This is a genomic window from Demequina sp. (assembly GCF_016278775.1).
Taxonomy (GTDB): domain Bacteria; phylum Actinomycetota; class Actinomycetes; order Actinomycetales; family Demequinaceae; genus Demequina.
Genome location: NZ_JADQBF010000013.1, coordinates 144852 through 166401 on the forward strand (window position 1 = coordinate 144852; position 21550 = coordinate 166401).

Here is a 21550-nt window from a genome sequence, read left to right on the forward strand (position 1 = left end):
CCGGCCAGTGGCCGTGAACTTCTTCGTATCGGGGCGCCATCGACCCGGTGTACACACGGGTAGTCAGACTACCGCGTTCACCTGGCCCCACCCGAACCGTCAATCGGTGGAGCCAGCATCCTGCCCAGCGGCCGCAAGCTGGTTCCGCGGCAGTTGCGGATGTCTCGCCTGGCGCCTTCCCCACATGACGTACATGGCGGCGGCCAACAGCAGCACGCCGATGGACACCCACACGTTGATGCGCAGTCCCCCCACCTCAACGGCGGTATCGATCCGCACCGTCTCGATCCACAGGCGACCAGATACGTACACCATCACGTAGAGCCAGAAGACCCTGCCACCGCGCAAGTCGAGGCGTCGATCCAGGTAGATGATCAACGCCGCGCCAGCCAGGTTCCACAGGATCTCGTACAGAAACGTGGGGTGGAAGGTCGAGAACTGCTCGAAGCCCTCGGGACGAAATGCGGGGTCAATCCGCACGGCCCACGGAAGGTCGGTCGGCCTGCCAAACAACTCTTGGTTGAAGTAGTTGCCCATTCGGCCGATGGCTTGTGCCACGAGGATACCGGGCGCGGCGGCATCCATGAACGCAGTGAAGGTCACTCCGTGTCGGCGACACCCGATGTACGCGCCGAGCGCGCCGAATGCCACGGCACCCCAGATGCCGAGCCCGCCCTCCCAAATCTTGAAGGCGTCGATCGGATTGCCGCCGTCACCGAAGTACGGCCCCGGCGTCGAGATCACGTGATAGATCCTGCCGCCCACAATTCCGAACGGGATCGCCCAGAAGCCCACGTCGCCGACCACCTCTGCCGTGCCTCCGCGCGCCACCCAGCGCTTTGTGGTCAGCCACAAGGCGAAGAAGATGCCCGCCAGTATCCACAACGAGTAGGCACGCACCGTCAGCGGGCCAAGGTGGTAGACCGCCCACTCGGGTGGGGGGCTGGGAAAGGACAGGTGGATCATGACTCGCCCCTGACTCCGCGAGCAAGCTCCGCGGTCTTGGCGCGCAACGCATCGAGCGCCGCGTCTTCGTCTTCATGGTCGAGCAGACATCGGACGAGCGCGGAACCCACAATCACCCCGTCCGCGAAGCGCGCGACATCGGCCGCCTGCGCCCCGGTCGAGACACCCAGACCGACGCACACCCGTGCGGCGCCCGCCGCCCGAGTCGCCGCGACAAGTTGCTCGGCGCCTGCGCCCACTGATGCGCGCTCCCCCGTCACGCCCATCAGCGACGCTGCGTACACGAACCCGGTGGTCTCGGCCACCGTCATGTGCAGTCGCTCCTGAGTCGAACTGGGGGCCACAAGAAAGATGGTGTCGAGGTGGCGCGGCCGGGCTGCGGAGAGCCACAGGCCCGCGGCATCCGGGGTGAGGTCCGGCGTAATCGCGCCCGAGCCGCCAGCGGCCACGAGATCATCGGCGAAGCGCTCAAGACCGTACTGCAGCATGGGGTTGTAGTAGGACATGACGACGACGGGCGCACCTGCATCGGCCACCGCACGTACAGCGGTGAAGGCGTCGGCAATGTGGGTGCCGCCCTGCAATGCGCGCTCCGCGGCCACCTGGATCGTCGGACCGTCCATCACAGGATCTGAATACGGCAACCCCACTTCGACGACGTCGACCCCCGCGGCGACCATCGTCTCCATGGCCCGCACGGAGCGCTCCACGGAGGGAAAGCCCACCGGGAGGTACCCGATAAGGGCCGAGCGGCCCTCGCCGCGTATGGCATCGAGCCGATCGGTCAGTGCGCTCACTGCTGGGACTCCTCGTCGAGCAGGTTGAAGTAGGTGGCTGCCGTCTCCACGTCCTTGTCACCGCGACCAGAAAGGTTCACCAGCAAGGTGGCATCTGGCCCGAGCTCGCGGCCCAACTTCATGGCCCCCGCGAGGGCGTGCGCCGACTCAATAGCGGGAAGGATTCCCTCGGTGCGGGACAGGAGGCGGAAGGCCTCCATCGCCTCTGGGTCGGTCACCGGCCAGTACTCGGCGCGCCCCATGTCGGCGAGCCACGCGTGTTGCGGCCCCACCCCCGGGTAGTCGAGTCCAGCAGAGATGGAGTGAGAAGGCTGCGTCTGCCCGTCGCCGTCCTGCAGCACATATGACATCGCGCCGTGCAGCACGCCAGGACGACCTCCCGTGATGGACGAGGCGTGCTTGCCTGTCTGGACACCGTCGCCCGCTGCCTCGCAACCGACGAGCCGCACCCCGTCGTCGTCAAGGAAGGCGTCGAACACGCCAATCGCGTTCGACCCGCCGCCGACGCACGCCAAGACGGCGTCGGGAAGCCCGCCGAGCGCCATCATCTGCTCGCGGGCCTCTCGGCCGATGACGCGTTGGAAGTCGCGCACCATCTCGGGGAACGGGTGAGGGCCAGCGGCAGTGCCGAAGATGTAGTTGGTGGTCTCCACATTGGTCACCCAATCGCGGTACGCCTCGTTGATCGCGTCTCGCAACGTACGTGAGCCGGTCGTGACTGGCACCACCGTGGCGCCGAGTAGCCGCATGCGGGCCACGTTGAGAGCCTGGCGCTCGGTGTCCTCTTCTCCCATGTACACGGTGCACTCGAGGTCCATCAGTGCTGCGGCCGTTGCCGCAGCGACTCCGTGTTGGCCTGCGCCCGTCTCCGCGATGACGCGGGTCTTGCCGATGCGCTTGGTCAGGAGTGCCTGGCCGAGCACGTTGTTGATCTTGTGGGAGCCCGTGTGGTTGAGGTCTTCGCGCTTGAGGAAGACGCGCGCGCCGCCGCAATGCGCGGCGAAACGCGGCACCTCGGTCATGATCGATGGACGGCCCGTGTACTCCCGCGCCAGCCTGTCGAGCTCCTCGCCGAAGGCCGGGTCGTGCTTGGCCTTGTCGTAGGCGTCGGTCAGTTCGTCGAGGGCGGCTACAAGAGCCTCTGGAACGAACCGGCCCCCGAACGCGCCAAAGAAGGGCCCGGCAGCGCCGGAGAGAGACTGCGTCACGGACGCACCGATCGCAAGGCGGGATGTGCGCCTGCGGCTACCATCTCGGCCACTGCGGTGCGAGGGTCCTTGTCCTTCACTAGCGCCTCGCCGACGAGTACGGCATCGGCGCCCATGCGCGCATACTCGACCACGTCGTGGCTGCCCCTAATGCCGGACTCGGCGATCTTCACGATCCCGTCAGGAATGGTGGGAGCCACTCGCGAGAACGTGCCGCGGTCGACCTCGAGGGTCTTGAGGTTGCGGGCGTTGACGCCGATCACGCGGGCGCCTGCGTCCACCGCGCGCTTCACCTCTGATTCGTCGTGCACCTCGACCAGCGCGCACATGCCGAGCGAGTGAACTCGCTCCACCAGGCTTTCCAGCGCGTTCTGCTCGAGCGCTGCGACGATGAGGAGCACCATGTCTGCTCCGTGAGCCCTCGCCTCCCACACCTGATACGGCGTGACGATGAAGTCCTTGCGCAGAATCGGTACATCGACCTTGGAGCGCACGTTGTCGAGGTCCTCTAGCGAACCTCCGAACCGGCGCCGCTCTGTCAGAACAGAGATGACGCTCGCACCCCCGGCCTCGTACTCCGTGGCGAGCGCAGCGGGGTCCGTGATCTGCGCAATCGCACCCTTGGATGGGCTGGATCGCTTGACCTCGGCGATCACAGAAACCTCGGCGGTGCGGAGCTTTTGGAGCGCGTCTACTGCGCTCGGCCGCCGTGCGGCCCGAGCCTTCAACTCGTCCATCGAAGTGGCGAGTTCGCGCACTTCCAAATCGCTTCTGACACCTGCGACGATGCCGTCGAGAACGCTCATGCGTTGCCACCTCCCCGGGACCAATGGTACCGCCGTCCCGGGACCTTCAGGACCGGCGGTGCACCACACGCGGGCCCGCTACGGGGAGAGGAGTGGGGCGAGGGGCCCCACGTTGCGCAGAACAAAGAAGGCCGCGATGACGGCCGAGAGTGCGACGCCAGCCCATGTCGGGAACGGCCACTCACGCAACACCACTCCACGCAAACGCATCACCCATCTCAACCACAAGACTCCCAACAAGGGCACGGCGATGGTGAAGAGCGGGTTCATCGAAAGCGCGCCAGCAATGTCACCGTGCGCCAGGTCATACACGGCACGCGTGCCCCCGCAGCCAGGGCAGTACACCCCGGTCATCGCGAACAGTGGGCACACGAAGGTGCCGCCGGTGTCATGCGGGTTGTTCAGGGCGATGTAGGTGGTGCCTGCCGCAGTTGCAAGGGCAACCGCGGCGGGCCACGCCAACATCGCGTTCCGCGGCCGCGACCGTGTCGCCCGCTCCTGAGGAGCGGGCGACACTTCCGTAGTGGCAACCACTAGTAACCCTGTTGCTCGCAGTACGGGTTGTCGGGGTTGTCCTCACAGTAGTTGTCGAAGATTCCGCCGCCAGTGAAGACCGCGACGGCTACAACGAGACCAAGGACGGCGCCCAGGGCACCCGTGATGATGCCGGCGAGCGCCATGCCAGCGCCGACTCCACGACCACGAGCGATGACGCCGAGCACGATGGCGATGACGCCCGCGGGAATCGCGAGGAACCAGTACAGGCACATCGCCACGGAGACGATTCCGAGAATGAGGGACGCGATGGCCATGCCCTTGCCTTGGGGCTGCGGAGCACCGCCCATGGGGTCGCCCATCGGTGGGGGCGGAGGAACTTGCGTCATGTCTTATCTCCTTTGGTAAGGCGGTGTCGCAGGATGAGCGGCACCTAGCGGAGCGGTTGCCCGTGACCGAGCGCCCGCAGCACCGCACCCACTGCCAGTGCGGCGATAACTATCCCGGAGCCCACCCACACGAGGGCGAGCAGTGGAATCATCAGTCCCACCGCCGCGAACAACGCGCCAAGAACAATGAGGCCGTTGGTGGCCCATGCAGCCGGCGTCCGCCCGTGGTTATGGGGAGCCACTGGCGGAAGGTTCTCGGGGTCGATCTGGTGGGACATCGTGATCACTCCTTCGGGGACTTGGGCAAGAGTCTAGTCAGAACTGGACTCCACAAGGCGGTTAGCGCGCGCCACCGCCTTCAACATCGCTGCGGCCTTGTCGCGAGTCTCTTGTGCCTCGGTAGCAGGCACGGAGTCCGCCACGATACCGGCACCGGCCTGGACGTGCGCCACGCCCGCCTTGATCACCGCCGTGCGAATGGCAATTGCGAGGTCCATGTTTCCTGCAAAGTCGAAGTAGCCTACGGCGCCACCATAGAAGCCCCTGCGCACGGTCTCAAGCTCATCGATGAGCGCGATGGCCCTGGGCTTGGGTGCTCCCGAGAGGGTGCCAGCGGGAAACGTGGCAATGAAGGCATCGAAAGCGCTTGAGTGATGCTCGAGTTCGCCCACCACGGTGGAACAGATGTGCATGACATGGCTGTAGCGATTGACGGCCATGAACTCGACGACCTCGACCGAAGTGGGCACGCAGACCTTGACGAGGTCGTTGCGCGACAAGTCCACGAGCATGACGTGTTCGGCGACCTCCTTGGGGTCCGCCAGCAGCTCAATCTCCAGCGCCTTGTCCGCCTCCGGGGTGACCCCGCGCGGTCGGGACCCGGCGATCGGGTACGTCAGCACCGCCCGCTCCTTCACGGTCACCAGGGACTCGGGGCTGGCGCCGACGATCGCGAAGGACCTACCGTCGGCGTCCTCGCACTCCACGTAGTACATGTAGGGACTGGGGTTGAGCGTGCGGAGCACGCGATACACGTCGAGAGCCGAAGCCCCGCATTCGGCGTCGAAGCGTTGGGCTGGCACCACTTGGAAGACCTCGCCGTCGCGGATGGCCTCCTTCGCGTACTTGACCATCTTCTCGTACTCGCCCACCTGGGACCGAGACGTCACCTCGCCCTCTGGCGCGGACGCGTCGATTGCCATGGTGCGAAGCCGCGGGGCGGCAGCCAAGGCGGCCTCCATCGCGTCGATGCGGGCGATGGCGGACGCGTACGCCTCGTCGATGCCCGTCGGCCTGGCGTCGGTATTGACGGCGTTGGCCACCAACCACACCGAGCCATCGACGTGATCGAGGACCGCCAGATCGGTGGCGAGCAGCAGGTGCGCGTCAGGGAGATCGAGCTCTCGCACGGCGTCGGCTGGCAACGTGGGTTCCCACTGGCGCACGATGTCCCAACCGAGCGCACCGACAAGTCCGCCCGTCAGCGGCGGCAGGCCTGGTATCTGCTCAGAGGCGAGCACCTCAAGGGCTTGCCTGATGGTCTCCAGAGGGGCTCCATCGTCGAGGCCTGCGGGAACGTCTCCCGTCCACCGTGCGGTGTCTCCCATCACAGTGAGGGCCGCTTGGGAGCGCACGCCCACAAACGAGTACCGAGAACGCGAGCCGTCTGGCTGGGCCGATTCGAGAATGAAGGTGCCCGGCCGTGACGCTCCGAGTGCCGCGTAGACGGCGACAGGGGTCCAACCGTCCCCGAGCAGGCGGCGTGCCACCGGCACGACGCGGTGCGTCCGTCCGAGAGCCACGAACTCTTCGCGAGAGGGCCACGTGTCGCCCCAATCGAGCGCAGGGGCTGAAATGGGAGAAGGCGTCACTGCGTGGCCTCCTCACCGAGTTCGAGTGGTCCACCTTCGTCGAAACAGGAGTCCTTGCCGGTGTGGCACGCTCCCCCAGTCTGCTCAACCGTCAGCAATACGGCATCGCCGTCGCAATCCAGTTCGGCGCTGACCACGTGCTGAACGTTGCCAGAGGTCTCGCCCTTGCGCCAGATCTGTTGGCGGCTTCGGCTGAAGTACACGCCGCGCCGCGTGCGCAGCGTCTCCTCGAGCGCGTCGTCGTTCATCCACGCCACCATTAGGACTCGCCGCGTCGCGGCATCCTGCACCACGGCGCACACGAGGCCGGCCTCATCACGCTTGAGTCGCTTGGCGATCCGCTCGTCCATCGGCATGGCGCCTATCCTTCCACGCCGTCCGCCACCTGGACGTCAGTCGCGCGTCTGGGCCACCCACGCGCGGTGGAGGCGCGCGTAGGGACCGTCGGCGGCCACGAGTTCGTCGTGCGGTCCGAGTTCGACGAGTTCACCACTGTCCATCACGGCGACGATGTCTGCCCGTTCAGCGGTGGACAACCGGTGGGCGATGACGACGCTGGTGCGCCCCTTCATGAGCAGTTCAAGCGCGCGCGAGATTCGCAACTCTGTGGCTGGGTCTACGGCCGAAGTGGCCTCGTCGAGAATGAGCACATCCGGGTCGCGCAGGTACGCCCTCGCGATGCCGATGAGTTGCCGCTCGCCTGCGCTCAGGAGCTCTCCCCTCGCTCCCACCTGAGTGTCGAGCCCATGAGCGGTCGTCTCAAGCCAAGGCTCGAGTCCGAGCTCGACGAACGCGGCCCGCGCCGCCTCCCGCAGGCCGTCAGGGTCCGTGTCGGGACGCGCATACAGCAAGTTGTCGAGCACGCTCCCTTCAAACAGGAACCCTTCTTGAGGAACCACGGCGAGTCGCGAACGCAGTTGCTTGAAGCTGACGTCGCGCACGTCGACGCCTCCCACCCTGATCTCGCCAGACGTGGGGTCGAAGAACCGCGACAACAAGCGCGCGAGCGAGGTCTTGCCGGAGCCCGTCTGTCCGACGAGCGCGAGCCTCTTGCCTGCCGGGACGGTGAGCGAAATGCCCTTCAGGACCTCTTCGTCGTCGTCATACGTGAGCCGCACGGAGTCGACGGTGAGGTCCACCTCTCCGTCGGGAATCGGTGTGGGTGTCGTGGGCTCTGCAACGGTAGTGGGCGCGTCCACAAGTTCAATGACGCGTTGCCATCCGACCATGGCGCGCTGCATCTCGGCGAGCATCTCGATGATCCACATGAGGGGCCCTGAGAACATGTAGACGAGCAGCGCGAAGGCAGCGACCGTGCCCACCGACAGGTCGCCCCTGACGCCCAAGGCGGTGCCGACGACGAGCGCGGCCCCCGTCGCAAAGGACTGGCCGAAAGCGGTCATGGAGAAGCTCGCCGACGCCAGCCACGAGGCGCGGCGCTCTCGTTGCGCGATCCCGTCGATCTCGTCGCGAAGCTTCGTCCTCATCCGCTCCTGAACGCCGTAGGAACGGATCGTCGCGACACCCACGAGCTGCTCCGAGGTGCGGCCCAGCAGGTCAGCCATGCGGGCCCTGATGTCCGAGAATGCGCGCCGGATGACGGGCTGGATTCTCAGGGTCACGACCAGTAGCGGGACGTAGCAGCCGACCACCACGAGGGCAAGTTGCCACGAGTACAGGGCCATCACGACGAAGACCACGGTGGACTCCATGGCGGCCACCACCATGCCCGCACCCGTCCACTGCATCAGGTCGCGCATGGTGTCTACGTCGCCCGTCACGCGGGAGACGTAACGCCCGCGCTGCTCGGAGTTCTGGGTGAGCACCGACAGCCGGTGCACATTGTGGAAGGCGCGCTTGCGTAGCGTCGCCAGCCCCGCCTCGGCGGCGATCACCATGCGGCGGCGTACTCGCCATTCGACGAGCATCGAAATGACCACGACGACGGCCCCGCCTGCGACGAGCCAGTGCACCAGGTTGACGTTGACGCCAGCCTCTGCGAGGAGGCCATCGTCCGTGACGCGTTGGGTGAGGTACGGGATCGTGGCACGCGCCGACGCCGCCACCAGGGCAAGCAACAACGTCACCCCCAGGCCCTTGCGGAGTTCTGGGGAGATGGCGAAACCGCGCGAGAAGGTTTGGCGCACGCCCATGCGTGCCTCATCGTCCTGCGCGGCCGCCGCGCCTGGAGCGGTGGTGCTCATGACACCTCACCTGCCTCGTCTCGCCTTTGCTGCGAGTCGATCTCGTACGCGGTCACGAGTTCCCGGTAGCCCGGATCACGGGCCAGCAGTTCCCGGTGGGAACCGGCGTCAACGACGGTGCCGTCGTGCACGTGGATCACCCTGTCCGCCAGCACAATCGATGCCAGCCGGTAGGCGATGAGGAGCACGGTGGGTCCCGCGCCATCGGCTCGCAACGCGGCCAGGATCTGCTGCTCCACGCCTGGGTCGACCGCCGACGTCGCATCGTCGAGCACCAGCACGCGCGGTTCCCGCACCAGCGCCCTGGCGATCGCGATGCGCTGCCGTTGACCACCGGACAGGTTCATTCCCCGTTCCTCGAGGGTGGCGTCCAGACCGGTGCCGTGGTGGTTGAGACCGCTCACCAGGTCGTCCACTGCGGCACGACGCAAGGCCGTCCACACGTCGTCGTCAGAGAAATCCTCTCCCAAGGTGATGTTCTCGCGCACCGTGCCCGCAAACACGAAGGCCGTCTGTGGCACTAGCGCCACGTGACTGCCGAGCGCCTGGACCACCTGGATGTCAGTGTGGTCGATCAGTACCTCGCCGCCAACGGCGCGGGATAGCCGCGCTGCAGCGAGAGCGACCGTGGTCTTGCCAGCACCCGTCGCGCCCACCAAAGCGGTCACGGTCCCCGGGTGAAGTTCGAGCGAGACGTCCCGCACGATGATGACTGGCTCTCCGTCGCCGTCGTCCGCCGCGACGTGCGCCGACTTGAAGGCGATGTGCCCCGCACCCTCGCGCGGAACGGACACGTGACCCGGCTCGTCGACCTCTGTCGCGGCCGCAGAAATCCGCGCGATGCGCTGGAAGGACACCAGAGCGGAAGGCATCTGCCCGAGCACCCACCCCACACCGCGAATCGGGACGGCCATGAGCGCCAACAGGTAGATCGCGGTGACCACGTCTCCGACTGATACGGCACCAGCCGCGGCCCTGTGCGCCCCCACCACCATGATGGCGAGGGAACTGAGCGGCACCATGGCGTCCATGAGTGGCTCAAACCAGCTTGAGACGGCTCCGACCCGCGTGTCGGCGTCGCGGAGTCCATCGACCTTGGAGGCAAACCGACTCGACTCGCGCGCCTCGGCGCCCAACGCCTTCACGACGGTGCCGCCTTCGAAGGACTCGTGCGCGATGTTTGATACCTCGGCGCGCAGGCTCTGGCCCGCATCCCACAGCGGGCTGATGACCCTCTCGTACACGACGTTGATGACCAGGATCGCCGGAACGACGGTCATGGCGGTGAGTGCCATCCACTCGTCCATGATGACCAGCCGGTAGCCCGCCGCGATCATCATCGTAAAGGAGCCCACGGTGAAGGCCAACGGGTGCAAGGGGTTGGTCGCGGTCTCCGAGTCGGATGACATCGCCGACAGCATCCTGCCCGCAGGGTTCGCGCGATGCCAACCAAGTGGCAATGCCGCAATTGCGTCGGCGACGACGGTGCGGTGCCTGGCACCCACGGTGGCCACGGCGCCTCCTTGGACGCCGCGCCGAATCACGATGAGCACGGCGTTCATCAGGCCGATGCCCACAAACACGGCGCCCGCGATCATCACTGCGGTACCTGGGTCTTGGGTGCGCTCACCCCACCAACCTCGAATCGGCTCACCGCCGATGGCCGGAATGACAACCTGATCGACGATCAGGCCGAGTACCGACCCAAACACGACAGTCAGGACGCCAAACACTCCGGCGGCGCCGATGGAAAGGCCAAAACGACCGGGAGATGTGCGCAGGGCGTGACCGAGAACGTGCAGCGACTTAGCGGCGTAAGACCCGCTCAGTTCGTATTCGGCCCGCCGAGCCCCTTTCACCTGACCGCGATGCCGGCGGAGCGCATCGCATGCTTCACGTCATCTATCGAGAGCGTCCCAAAGTGGAACACGCTCGCGGCAAGAACGGCGTCGGCGCCCGCTTGCGCGGCCGCGACAAAGTCCTCCGGGCGGCCAGCGCCCCCGGAGGCAACCAGTGGTATGGAGACCACGTCACGCACTTCCTTGATCATCGAGATGTCGAATCCGCCCGTGGTGCCGTCGGCGTCCATCGAGTTGAGCAGGATTTCTCCCGCACCCCACTCGGCGCCCTGACGTGCCCACTCGACCGCGTCGATACCTGTGCCTCGGCGCCCGCCGTGAGTGGTGACCTCATATCCAGAAGCCGTCACGGTGTCGCCCTGACATCGTCGCGCGTCGACGGAGAGAACCAGAACCTGGTTACCAAACCTGCGCGCGATCTCGGAGATGAGCTCCGGCCGCGCGATAGCAGCCGTGTTAATGCCTACCTTGTCCGCGCCCGCACGCAAGAGAATATCAACATCGTCGGTAGTCCTGATACCGCCGCCAACTGTCAGCGGCACAAAGACTTGGTCAGCGGTCCTCTTCACCACGTCGTACATGGTCTCGCGTCCCCCTGACGAGGCGGTCACGTCGAGGAAGGTGACCTCGTCTGCCCCCTCGTTCCCATACCGAGCGGCCAGCTCGACCGGGTCGCCAGCGTCGCGAAGATTGGCGAAATTGACGCCCTTGACCACGCGGCCAGCATCGACGTCAAGGCACGGGATCACGCGCACCGCGACGCCCATCAGGTCTCCTGGTTCCACACGTCGAGGATGTCGATCACAAAGATGAGGGGCCCTTCGCCCGGGTACGCCCACACCTCCGGCGCCACCAGCAAGACTTGGGAGCCAGCGGTCTGGTCGATGAGACCCTCGTCGAGTGCGCGCAACAACTTGCCCACGCCCACTTGCCCCTCGAAGGGTGCCTGCTCAGGTAGCCACGACGTCTGGCGGACGTCACCTGCCTTCCACGACTTGGTGTCCTTCTTCCCATCCGCGCCATAGACCACTTTGATCTGGGCGACGATGAATGATCCAGGGACGACTTGCGGTCCATCCCCCTGGACGAGCGTCGCGATCTCCATCTCTGCCAGGTACTCCCCGTCGGGAACCGGGGTGATCTGTGGCTCGCCCGTCTGCGTCACCTCCACGCCTGGAAGCGTGTCGTCGACCGGAAGCCGCTCCCCGACAGCGTGGTCGGACAGCACGTCTATCACGATCACGATGGCGGGCTCGTCTTCAAACTCGCCCACGGGTGGTGCGACGGACAGCACGCGGGTCCCGACCCGTGCGGTCAACAGCACCTTGTAGAGGTTGTCGCCCAGCAGTTCCGGAGCCAGCAGGAACGACCTGGGAAGGCCGTCGTACGTGTTTTCGAGTACCTCGCCCGTCGCAAGCGACTGGACGTACATGTCGAGCAGCAACGACTGCCCGTCCACCAGCTTCTCGCCGTCTCCTTGCCACATCACCTTCTGTTGACTCTTGGTGAACTCGAGGTCGCCTGGCCAGGCGACCGACGGCGCAAGGGTGTCGGACGACCCCACGGTGATCATGGAGATATCGCCGACGGTAGGCGTCGCGGAGGGATCGGTATCGCCGCTGCTGGAGCATGCGGTCAGCAGGAGCGCGGCGGCGACCAGCGCGGCCATCAGACGACTCATGATTCCTCCCGACACAGATTCATCAGCATACTGACGAACGTCACCCGTCCAGCGACGCCAGGAGAACGTCGACGCGCTCGTCGAGGTTCCTGAACGGATCCTTCAGGAGGACTGTCCGCGGCTCCGTTCCCGACAACTTCAGGTGGACCCAATCAACCGTGTAGTCCCTGCCAGACGCCAGCGCCTCGCGCACAAAACGTCCGCGTAGCGCGGCCCGCGTGGTCGCCGGAGGCTCGGTCGTGGCTCGCACGATGTCCTCTTCTGCCACCACACGCGACACCAATCCATCCGCCTGCAGTCGGTTGAAAAGGCCCCTGGTGGGCGACACATCGTGGAAGGCCATCTCGAGCCGAGCCAGGCGCGGGTCGTCCAACGAGCAGTTCAACCGCTCGCGGTATCGCTCGATGAGCCTGAACTTCACGGCCCACTCAAGCTCCGTCGCAACCTGGGAGTCGTCGCCTGAACGCACCGCCGCGATTCCGCGCGCCCACAGGTCGAGCACCTGCTCGGTCTCGACGGTTCGCTCAATGACGTCGTCGAGGCGTTCGCGTACCGCAGTCAGGCACGCCTCCTGGAGGTCGGCACCCGTCATGTGACGCCCGTCGGCCAGCTCCACGGTGGCCGCACCCGTCACGTCGTGCGCGATCGTCCTGATCGCCTGCATCTCGTTGGCGAGCGCGAGTTCCGGCAACGTGAGTCGCGCCTCGAGGATGCGCAATAGCAGGTCGGTCGATCCCATCTTGAGCCGTGTGGTGGGTTCCACCATCGTGGAGTCGCCGACGATGACGTGCATCCGGCGGTACAGGTCTGCGTGCGCGTGTGGCTCGTCACGGGTGTTGATCATGGGGCGCGAGCGCGTGGTCGCGGAACTCATTCCCTCCCACATGTGGTCGGCACGCGGGGAGAAGCTGTAGTGCGCGCCTTGGGGCGTGCGGGTGATGCAGCCTGAGCCGGTGACGATCTGTCTCGACACGAAGAAGGGCAACAGCACAGAGGCGAAGGCCTTGAAATCCGCTCGCCTGCGCACCAAGTAGTTCTCGTGACAGCCGTAACTGTTTCCCGCGGAGTCTGTGTTGTTCTTGTACAGGTAGATCGAGCCCTCGAGCCCGGCCGCCGCGAGCCGGGCCTCGCCCTTCGCGACCAGGTCGTGGACGATCCGCTCCCCTGCCTTGTCATACGCAACGATGTCGGTGAGTGAATCGCACTCTGCCGTCGCATATTCGGGGTGCGCGCCCACGTCGATGTAGAGGCGCGAGCCGTTGGTGAGGAACACGTTGGAAGAACGCCCCCACTCGACCACCGAGTGGAACAGGTGTCCCGCGACCTCCTCGGGAGTCACGGCCCGCGACTGAGGCGCGTCGAAGTGCAGGCCAAACTCGGTCTCAAGCCCCATGATCCTGCGCGCCGGGTCAACCTCTTGGGCTGGCGGCACCTCGCCAAACATCATGCGCGGCTACTGCCCGCCCTTTTGCACGAACGACCTGACGAACTGCGAGGCGTTCGTCTGGATCGTGTCGTCGATCTCGTCAAGGAGCGAATCGAGCGCGTCGGTGCTCGCTTGAGCGGTGGGGGCGGCGGGGGCGTCTGGCTCTGGGGCGTCGTCCTCGAAAGGAGACGACGATGAGGTGGTCTGAGGCATGGGGCCAGCCTAACCCTACGCACGGGGGCCTGCGGTGGCGCAGTGGCGCCCTCCTACCCGGAAATCGCCCCTTGCGCCACACGCGAAACCGGGTACCGTCACCCTCATCACGGGGTGTGCGCTAGCGCCCCGCATCGTTCGCGGGAGGCCACACATGGCATACCACCTTGACGACACGACTATCTCTCTCGATCGCCTCAAGACGAGGCTGGCTCGCGCGGACCTCATTCCCAGTCAACTGCTCTTGCGTGATGATATCGACGCGCGTTTCGCCTCCCTGCAGAGCGAGGGCTATTCGAACTTGGCGTTGCTGCGTGACGCGCTACGCGGCTCCAAGGGGCCCGCCAGGGTGTCCGCTCAAACGTCGGTGCCTGTGGACTATCTGGTGGTACTGAGGCGCGTGATTGAGGGCATGCGCCCCGCACCGGTGGCGCTCGACTCATTTCCACGGCTGAGCCCCCTTCTCGTGTCATGCCTCGCCGACCACGGCATCCGCGACAGCAAATCGGCCTACGAGACCATGCTCGCCGACGACGGCATCGACAACCTCGCCTCGCGCACGGGCCGCGGCATCGACGAACTTCATCACGTGTGGTGCCTTGCCAACGTGTCCCGCATTCAGTGGGTCAGTCCTCGCGTCGCTACGGCCCTCGTCGCTGCAGGCTACGAGTCCGTCGCACGTGTAGCCGTTGCATCACCAGACAGCCTGTGCGCCGACGTCCAAGAAGCGAACGACTCAAACTCGCTCTACAGGGGCAAGGTGGGCGTCAGAGATATGGCGCGGCTGATCGAGTTCGCGGGCTGGCTTGTCGAACTGGAGGGCGCGAACGTCAAGGAAGCGGGGGCGTGACCTCTCCCAGCAAACTGTCCACGAGTTCGTGACTCGTGACGAACGGGTCCGGCAACGTGAGCACCTCAAGATGGCCGTGCTCCGTGTCCCTGTCGAGCACGATCGTCGACCAACTGGCCGCGTCCACAATGTCGCTGCGCTCGCTCACCATCCGGCCCCTGAGCCATGCACGGGTGGTCGACGGAGGGGCGGTCATCGCGTGCTCGATCTCGGCGTCAGTCGCGACGCGTTCCACGGCCCCCGCGGCGCTCATGCGTGCCGCGAGACCTGTCCCCAGTTCGCTCCATTGGAGGTCAGCGGCGCGCAGGCGATCGTCATCCCACGGGGGCAACTGGCGTTGGCCGTCGGCGCCTGCGGTCGCATACCGCTCACGCATTCGCCCGAGCAAGTGGAGCTTGGCCACCCACTCGACCTCTCGCTGCGCCGTCAGCGGGTCGCGCCCGAGCGGGTCGATCACGTTCTCCCACCGTTCGATCACGCGGTTGTCTTCCACATCGACGGTGTAGTCACGTGCAATCGTGATGAGCGCCCTTTGGATCTCGAGCGCCGTAGCTTCTTCACCGGATGCGAGCCGGAGTCGATGGCGCAACGCGAGGTCACGAGACACCGCGCTCACTTCCGCGACCGGATCGGCGAGTGCGAGAACATCGAGCCTCGCGTCGCCTGCCTCCACGGCCGCCAGGATCAACGACGTCGCTCCCACCTTCAGGTACGTGGGGACTTCCATCGAGTTAGCGTCGCCGATGATGATGTGGAGGCGTCGCCACTTGCGTCGATCAGCGTGGGGCTCGTCTCTCGTATTGACGATGGGGCGTCTCAGCGTGGTCTCCAGCCCCACCTCTGCCTCGATGTAGTCGGCGCGTTGAGACATCTGGAAGCCGGGAGTCTCGCCGTAGGCGCCAAGGCCGACACGACCGGCCCCCACCACGATCTGGCGGCTCACCAAGTGGGGCATGAGCCGACGTGCCAGGTCGTCAAAGTCGACCTCTCTGCTCACCAAGTAGTTTTCGTGGGTGCCGTAAGAGGCGCCCTTGCCGTCGACGTTGTTCTTGTACAACGCCACGTCGTCACCTTCAGCACGCATGTGGGCCGCTGCCGCCGCCGCGATGCGGTCCCCAGCGACGTCCCACACGACCGCGTCGTGGGCGCTCGTGACCTCGGGACCCGAGTATTCGGGATGAGCGTGGTCGACGTAGAAGCGCGCACCGTTGGCCAGCACGGCGTTGAGGTGGGCGGGGTCTTCCCACGAACCACGCCGCCTACGCAGCGTCACACCCCTGTTGGCGTCTGAGTACTCGGGGCTGTCGGTCAGGAGGTCCGCCGTCGCATAGCGACGCTCCCTGCGCATCCCTCTGAGGTCCATGAGTGGGTCCTCACCGCCATAGTCCCACCTGGTCTGCGAGTTGCCCGACCACACGCGGCATGCCGCCACCAGTTGAGAAGACAGCAGGATCGGGTTTGCTCCAGGGTTTCCAGGATCGGTGACGCCGTACTCCGTCTCGATGCCGACAACGCGCATCAGTACTCGCCGAACTCCCGAGCGGCAACTGATCGCGCCTCCCGCAGTTCTTGGTCAGCAGCGGCGAGCAGGTGCTCGGTGGACAGACCCTTACCGCCGCCGCCGATGTGGTGCTTGATGGCGCGGGTCTTCGCCCGGTCAACCACGTTGCGCAGCAAGGCGCCAGACATGTACTTCGCCGAGTCCGGGTCGTGGAACAGCCCGTCAACGGCCGCGGCGATCATGGCGGCAGTAGCGGCGCCACGGTCCCCGCCGTGAGCCGACACCTCACCGGGATCGAGCGGCAGCGCATCGGTCAGGTACTTGCTGAGAATGTCGATTGAAGCTGCGGGATCGGGTCGGGAGATCTCGATCTTGACGTCGAGGCGGCCGGGCCGCAAGATCGCCGGATCGATCATGTCTTCACGGTTCGATGCGCCGATCACGAGGACGTTGCCCAGGTCCTCGACGCCGTCCAGCTCGGTCAGCAACTGCGGCACGATTGTGGTCTCCATGTCAGAGCTCACTCCCGATCCGCGTGCGCGGAACAGCGCATCCATCTCGTCGAAGAACACGACGACTGGAGCGCCCGTGTGAGCCTTGGCTCGGGCCCTCTCGAAGATGGTGCGGATGTAGCGCTCCGTCTCACCCACGTACTTGTTCAGCAACTCTGGGCCCTTGACCGACAGGAAGTAGCTACGGTCAGCACCCGTCGCCTCGCCGAGCGAGTGCGCGACCGCCTTGGCGATGAGCGTCTTGCCGCAACCAGGAGGGCCGTAGAGCAGCATGCCCTTGGGTGGCTGAAGCGCGTGTTCGAGGTAAAGCTCCGGGTGACGCAAAGGCAATTCGATCGCGTCGCGGATTCTCTCGATCTGATCGCCCAGTCCGCCAATGACCGAATAGTCGACGTCCGGCACCTCCTCAAGCAGCAGCGCCTCGACCCCTGTACGTTCCACCTTCTGGGAGGCAAAACCAGTGCGTGGGTCAATGATGACGGTGTCGCCTTCGTGCACGCGGGCCGCCGCGTCGCCGCCCATGAGGATCACCACGCGCTCGTCCTCGCCGCGCGAGACCACCAGCACCCTGTCGTCGTCTATCACCTCGCGAACGATCGCCGCTTGACCGGCGCGCTCAGGCTCGGCGACTCCCACGATCACGCTCATGGCGTTCAGGAGTACCTCGTCGCCTGGCTTCAGGCCCTCGGCTGCTGAAGGAAGGACAGCCACTCGCATGCGTCGGCCATTCGCGACGATGTCGGCGTGCTTGTCAGCCCACTGGACAAACGTGGCGAACGTCTGCGGAGGAGCTGACACTTCGGCCAACTTGTTGCGCATCTCGCCCAATTGGTCGCGCGCCACCTCCAGCAGCCGCTGCAATTCGCCGTTGCGCTTCTCCAGCGCGGCGATGGTGTCCTGAGCGTCTACCACCGTCATCCCTCTCCCTCTCCTGTTCCTTCCACGAGCTTCGTGACGTCGCGTCTGACCTTGCGCACCTTCTTGTCAGAAACTGGCCGTTCCCCGAGGTCCTCTGGCGACCAGTCGTCCGTCGGGGCTGGCGTTCCCTGGGGCCTGCGGTGCCTGATCGGAGCCTCCACGCCAGGCGCCATCCGGCGCGACGTCAAGAGGAAACCTGTGTGACCTACCATGCGATGGTCCGGCCGGACCGCGAGTCCCTCGAGGTGCCACGTCCTTGCCATCGTCTCCCAGGCGCGCGGCTCTGTGAAATCGCCGGTGTTCTTCAGGTCTTCTGCCAGGCGCGACAACTGAGTGGTGGTGGCCACATAGGCAAGAAACACACCTCCGGGCGCGAGCGCGTGCGCCGCCGCCTCGAGGTTCTCCCACGGCGCCAACATGTCAAGCACCACCCGGTCGATGCTTCCCTCGTCAAGCGAGCGCGCGTGCTCGTCGAAGTCGCCGATCCGGACCTCCCACGCGGGGTGCGTCGCGCCAAAAAAGGAATGCACGTTTGCGCGCGCGATGTCGGCGAAGTCCTCGCGGCGCTCGATCGACAGCAGCGACCCTTGGTCGCCGACGGCTCTCAGCAGAGACATGCTCAGCGCCCCTGAACCCACTCCAGCCTCGAGCACCCGCGCGCCAGGGTAGACATCCGCGTACTGCACAATCTGGGCGGCGTCCTTGGGGTACACCACGGCGGCGCCGCGCGGCATCGACATCACGAAGTCGCTCAGCAGCGGCCGCAACACGACGTAGTCGATGCCAGCGGTGTTCCGAACCACCGTTCCTTCTGCGCAACCCAGGATGTCGTCGTGCTTGAAGTAGCCCCTGTGGGTGTGGAAGGTGGCGCCTTCGGCCAAGACGATCGTGTGATGCCTGCCCTTGGGGTCAGTCAACTGGACGCGGTCGCCGACGCGCAACGCGCCACGGCGCTCGGCAGCGCCCACAGGGGCAGGGAGGGTCATGCTCGCAAGTCTACGGGCCTACTTCAGGGCCGCGAGGACGTCAACTAGCCTCACAATTCCCACCACGGTCTCGCGGTCCCGCACCACCCAGACGTCCGTCTTGCCCCACCACTCGCGCAAGGCAGGGATCAGCACGTCAGATGCCGCGCCTGCGGGAATCTCGGCGCCGCGAGGAACCGGGGTCGTGACGGACTGGAGCGAGGTGGTGGGTCGAGCCTGCTCGGGAACCGCTTGCGCTTGATCGGTGGGGAACCGGCCCGCAGGGGCATCGTCGGCACCGAGCACGACGACCTCTTCCGCGCCGGCCCCCGCCGCAGCCGCGAGCGCCTCGTGAACAGAGACCGTATACGGCACTGCCACAGCGACACGCATGAGCCCTGCCGCGTTGACTCCGTCACGACGAAGCATCGTCGACGAGAAGGCGAGCGCCGCTGAAGCGGCAGGCCACAGGATCGAGAACACCACCACGGCAATGACGACGCTGGTCAGCGACGGCCGACCACCGCGAAGCAAGGGGCTCGCAATCGAGTACACGACAACACCAACCGCGACGACGCGTCCGCCCCACGCCGCCACCACCGTGCCCCGGTGCTGGCTGCCGGTAATGGCCCACACGATGGACTCGAGGACCCGCCCGCCATCCATGGGAATGCCGGGCAGCAAGTTGAAAGCAGCGAGCAACAGATTGGCCCAGGCGACGTACGAGACGACGGCGCCTCCCACTCCCCCAAGATCCGTCACAGCCATCGTCGTGCTCGCGAGACCTGCGATCGCCAGGTTCATCACGGGCCCCGCCGCGGCCGTCACTCCGTTCACTGTGGGCGTCATCTCGCTTGACTCGAAGCTGGTGTGACCTCCCCACAGGGTGAGCACGATTTCCTTGACTTGGCGGCCGAACGAGCGCGCGGCAATGGCGTGAGCGATCTCGTGCAGCAACACAGAGCCCATGAGCGCGACGGCGAGGAGTGCCCCGATCGATAGCGTGCGTGCGGTTGTCGCGCCAGACGCGGAGGCGAAGAGAAAGGAAAGCAGCGCAAGCATCACGAGTGTGCTGGGTTGCACGATGACCTGCGCCCCCAGTACGCGACCCACCAGGATCCCTCGCGTGCGTCTATCTTCCATGTGATCACGCTAGTCGCTCGCGGAGGTGTCGGGCGCCCGCCCTACGCTGGAGTCATGTCTCGCACACCAGGCCTGTCCCCCTCCCGAGCCAACGATTTCGCGCAGTGCGCCTACATGTATCGGCTGCGAGTGATCGACCGTGTCCCCGAGCCTCCTGGGCGTGCCACCAGTCTGGGCACCCTCGTGCACCTCGTGCTCGAGAGGCTGTTCGACCTTCCGGCTGACGAGCGCGATCCCGCTGCGGCGCGCGACCTGATTCGGCCCGCGTGGGACGACCTCGTGTCCGATCGCCCCGATTTGGCAGAGTTGGTGACTGACTCCGCTGAACGCGCGCAGTTCTTTGACGATGCTCGGTCGCGGCTCGGCACCTACTTCATCGTGGAGAATCCCACGCGCCTCGAACCCCACGGCCGCGAGGTGCGGCTCGAATCATCGCTTGAAGGCGGCCCCGCCATTCGGGGCGTGATCGACAGGATCGACAAGGCCCCCGACGGTGCGCTCCGCATCATCGACTACAAGTCGGGCAAGAGCCCTCGTCCAGGGTATGGGGACCAGGCCGACTTCCAAATGAAGTTCTACGCCTTGCTCGTGGAACGCATAGAGGGCGCACGGCCCGCGCTTATGAGACTGCTGTATCTGCGCGACGGTGGCGTGAAGGAGCTTGTGCCCACCGAGGCCGACGTGGCCTCCGCTGAGGCACGAGTGCGCTCCACGTGGACTGCCATCACCACGCACGCCGCCGCTGGCGTCTTCCCCACGTCGCCGTCACGGTTGTGCGCGTGGTGCGCCTTTCAGGGCCTCTGTCCAGAGTTTGGGGGAACACCGCCACCGCTGGATCCCGTTGCGGTCGAGCGCGCCACCGGAGTGCGCCCCCACGTGCCGCCGGTGTCGTGAGCCGGAGCGCTCAACCGGCTGAGAAGTCGTCTCGCACCTGACCTGCGAAGAACAGGGATATGCCCTCAAGCCCGATCCCCTCGAGACTGCTGAGGCGCGATACCCCAGGTAGGGAAGGGAGCGGGGCGTGGCGACGCACCGCAAGAGTGACCGCCCCCGAGTCATGCGCGCTACGCGCCCCCGCCGGGGAATCCTCGATGGCAACGCACTGGCCGGGGTCGACCCCCAGCCGCCGCGCCGCCGTGATGTACGCCTCCGGGTCGGGCTTGCCATGACGCACCTGGTCTCCCGTCACCACCGCCGCGAACACGTCGCCAGCGGCCTCCACGAAGGTGTCGACGAGCGACCCGATGGACATCGTCACGAGCGCGCATGGAACCCCTGCAGCAATCAGTTCATCGAGGAGCGAGCGCGAGTCCGCCAACCACGGCATGTGGGCACGGGCCTTGCCACTGACTTGCTCGATCATGGTCGAGATGATTTCTCCCGGTTCGAGGCGGACCCCGCGATCAATGAGAACTCGCGCGGAGGTATCGAGCGGGTTGCCCACCAAGCTGAGCCCGTCCTCGTCGGTCCACGCGATGCCGAATCGGTGCGCAAGGCTCGCCTCCGCCTCCATCCAGTACGGCTCGGTATCGATCAGTGTTCCGTCCATGTCCCACAGCACGGCGGCGGGAAGTGCAAATGAGCTCACGGGGTAGCAGTTTAGGCTGGGCAGATGAGCGATCAACCCCCCGTGTCCCCAGGGCCGCCACGCGAATCGATCATGGTCGCGGCCTTCGAGGGTTGGAACGATGCCGGAAGCGCCGCATCCCACGCGGTCGACCACGTCGCCGAGACGTGGGACGCGCA

22 protein-coding genes are annotated in these 21550 nt (G+C 65.9%); 2 read left to right on the forward strand and 20 right to left on the reverse strand.

Going from position 1 to position 21550, the window contains the following annotated elements:
- Window positions 1–99: 99 nt before the first annotated feature.
- The 15 genes from lgt to QZZ33_RS02800 form a co-directional block, all read right to left on the reverse strand.
- Window positions 100–966, reverse strand: coding sequence for a prolipoprotein diacylglyceryl transferase (gene lgt / locus QZZ33_RS02730; protein WP_291377964.1), 867 nt, complete (start codon window positions 964–966; stop codon window positions 100–102).
- Window positions 963–1763: a tryptophan synthase subunit alpha gene (gene trpA / locus QZZ33_RS02735; RefSeq protein WP_291377965.1), complete on the reverse strand. Its 801-nt coding sequence runs from the start codon at window positions 1761–1763 to the stop codon at window positions 963–965. The genes lgt and trpA overlap by 4 nt, the downstream gene beginning before the upstream one ends.
- Window positions 1760–2971: a tryptophan synthase subunit beta gene (trpB, locus tag QZZ33_RS02740; protein ID WP_291377966.1), complete on the reverse strand. Its 1212-nt coding sequence runs from the start codon at window positions 2969–2971 to the stop codon at window positions 1760–1762. The genes trpA and trpB overlap by 4 nt, the downstream gene beginning before the upstream one ends.
- Window positions 2968–3777 carry an indole-3-glycerol phosphate synthase TrpC gene (gene trpC / locus QZZ33_RS02745; RefSeq protein WP_291377967.1) on the reverse strand — a complete coding sequence of 270 codons (810 nt, stop codon included), beginning with the start codon at window positions 3775–3777 and terminating at the stop codon, window positions 2968–2970. The genes trpB and trpC overlap by 4 nt, the downstream gene beginning before the upstream one ends.
- Window positions 3778–3855: 78 nt before the next feature.
- Window positions 3856–4242 carry a DUF2752 domain-containing protein gene (locus QZZ33_RS02750; RefSeq protein ID WP_291377968.1) on the reverse strand — a complete coding sequence of 129 codons (387 nt, stop codon included), beginning with the start codon at window positions 4240–4242 and terminating at the stop codon, window positions 3856–3858.
- 68 nt (window positions 4243–4310) lie between these two features.
- On the reverse strand, window positions 4311–4661 hold the full coding sequence (locus QZZ33_RS02755; RefSeq protein WP_291377969.1) for a DUF4190 domain-containing protein: 351 nt from the start codon (window positions 4659–4661) through the stop codon (window positions 4311–4313).
- Between the two features lie 44 nt (window positions 4662–4705).
- On the reverse strand, window positions 4706–4939 hold the full coding sequence (locus QZZ33_RS02760; RefSeq protein ID WP_291377970.1) for an HGxxPAAW family protein: 234 nt from the start codon (window positions 4937–4939) through the stop codon (window positions 4706–4708).
- Between the two features lie 33 nt (window positions 4940–4972).
- On the reverse strand, window positions 4973–6532 hold the full coding sequence (locus tag QZZ33_RS02765; protein WP_291377971.1) for an anthranilate synthase component I: 1560 nt from the start codon (window positions 6530–6532) through the stop codon (window positions 4973–4975).
- Entirely contained in the window at window positions 6529–6888 is a 360-nt protein-coding gene (gene hisI / locus QZZ33_RS02770; RefSeq protein WP_291377973.1) for a phosphoribosyl-AMP cyclohydrolase, read from the reverse strand. The genes QZZ33_RS02765 and hisI overlap by 4 nt, the downstream gene beginning before the upstream one ends.
- A 36-nt stretch (window positions 6889–6924) precedes the next feature.
- On the reverse strand, window positions 6925–8736 hold the full coding sequence (locus QZZ33_RS02775) for an ABC transporter ATP-binding protein (RefSeq protein ID WP_291377975.1): 1812 nt from the start codon (window positions 8734–8736) through the stop codon (window positions 6925–6927).
- Window positions 8733–10595 (reverse strand): ABC transporter ATP-binding protein, encoded by a 1863-nt coding sequence (locus QZZ33_RS02780; RefSeq protein ID WP_291377978.1) that lies wholly within the window; start codon window positions 10593–10595, stop codon window positions 8733–8735. Before QZZ33_RS02780 ends, QZZ33_RS02775 begins: the two co-directional genes overlap by 4 nt.
- Window positions 10592–11362 (reverse strand): imidazole glycerol phosphate synthase subunit HisF, encoded by a 771-nt coding sequence (gene hisF / locus QZZ33_RS02785; RefSeq protein WP_291377996.1) that lies wholly within the window; start codon window positions 11360–11362, stop codon window positions 10592–10594. Before hisF ends, QZZ33_RS02780 begins: the two co-directional genes overlap by 4 nt.
- Window positions 11362–12276 carry a hypothetical protein gene (locus QZZ33_RS02790; RefSeq protein WP_291377979.1) on the reverse strand — a complete coding sequence of 305 codons (915 nt, stop codon included), beginning with the start codon at window positions 12274–12276 and terminating at the stop codon, window positions 11362–11364. Before QZZ33_RS02790 ends, hisF begins: the two co-directional genes overlap by 1 nt.
- A gap of 40 nt (window positions 12277–12316) precedes the next feature.
- Window positions 12317–13723 (reverse strand): Pup--protein ligase, encoded by a 1407-nt coding sequence (gene pafA, locus QZZ33_RS02795; protein ID WP_291377981.1) that lies wholly within the window; start codon window positions 13721–13723, stop codon window positions 12317–12319.
- 6 nt (window positions 13724–13729) lie between these two features.
- Window positions 13730–13915, reverse strand: a complete 186-nt coding sequence (locus QZZ33_RS02800; RefSeq protein ID WP_291377982.1) for a ubiquitin-like protein Pup — start codon at window positions 13913–13915, stop codon at window positions 13730–13732.
- Window positions 13916–14069: 154 nt separating this feature from the next.
- On the opposite strand from QZZ33_RS02800, the gene QZZ33_RS02805 reads away from it, so the two are divergent.
- Window positions 14070–14765 (forward strand): DUF4332 domain-containing protein, encoded by a 696-nt coding sequence (locus QZZ33_RS02805; protein WP_291377983.1) that lies wholly within the window; start codon window positions 14070–14072, stop codon window positions 14763–14765.
- Here QZZ33_RS02805 and dop read toward each other — a convergent pair.
- From dop to QZZ33_RS02825, 4 genes are read right to left on the reverse strand one after another with little or no spacing between them, the layout of a single operon-like run.
- Window positions 14746–16284, reverse strand: a complete 1539-nt coding sequence (gene dop / locus QZZ33_RS02810; RefSeq protein WP_291377984.1) for a depupylase/deamidase Dop — start codon at window positions 16282–16284, stop codon at window positions 14746–14748. The genes QZZ33_RS02805 and dop overlap by 20 nt on opposite strands.
- Window positions 16284–17696, reverse strand: coding sequence for a proteasome ATPase (gene arc, locus QZZ33_RS02815; protein WP_291377986.1), 1413 nt, complete (start codon window positions 17694–17696; stop codon window positions 16284–16286). Before arc ends, dop begins: the two co-directional genes overlap by 1 nt.
- A complete protein-coding gene (locus QZZ33_RS02820; RefSeq protein ID WP_291377988.1) occupies window positions 17693–18682 on the reverse strand; it encodes a tRNA (adenine-N1)-methyltransferase in 990 nt (329 codons plus the stop codon). The genes arc and QZZ33_RS02820 overlap by 4 nt, the downstream gene beginning before the upstream one ends.
- An 18-nt stretch (window positions 18683–18700) precedes the next feature.
- On the reverse strand, window positions 18701–19804 hold the full coding sequence (locus tag QZZ33_RS02825; RefSeq protein WP_291377989.1) for a site-2 protease family protein: 1104 nt from the start codon (window positions 19802–19804) through the stop codon (window positions 18701–18703).
- Window positions 19805–19858: 54 nt separating this feature from the next.
- On the opposite strand from QZZ33_RS02825, the gene QZZ33_RS02830 reads away from it, so the two are divergent.
- The gene (locus tag QZZ33_RS02830) at window positions 19859–20698 is read left to right on the forward strand and encodes a PD-(D/E)XK nuclease family protein (protein WP_291377990.1); all 840 of its coding nucleotides are present in this window, start codon (window positions 19859–19861) and stop codon (window positions 20696–20698) included.
- Between the two features lie 10 nt (window positions 20699–20708).
- Here the strand turns inward: QZZ33_RS02830 and QZZ33_RS02835 are convergent, their stop codons facing one another.
- Window positions 20709–21392: an HAD family phosphatase gene (locus QZZ33_RS02835; RefSeq protein ID WP_291377991.1), complete on the reverse strand. Its 684-nt coding sequence runs from the start codon at window positions 21390–21392 to the stop codon at window positions 20709–20711.
- Window positions 21393–21550: the final 158 nt, after the last annotated feature.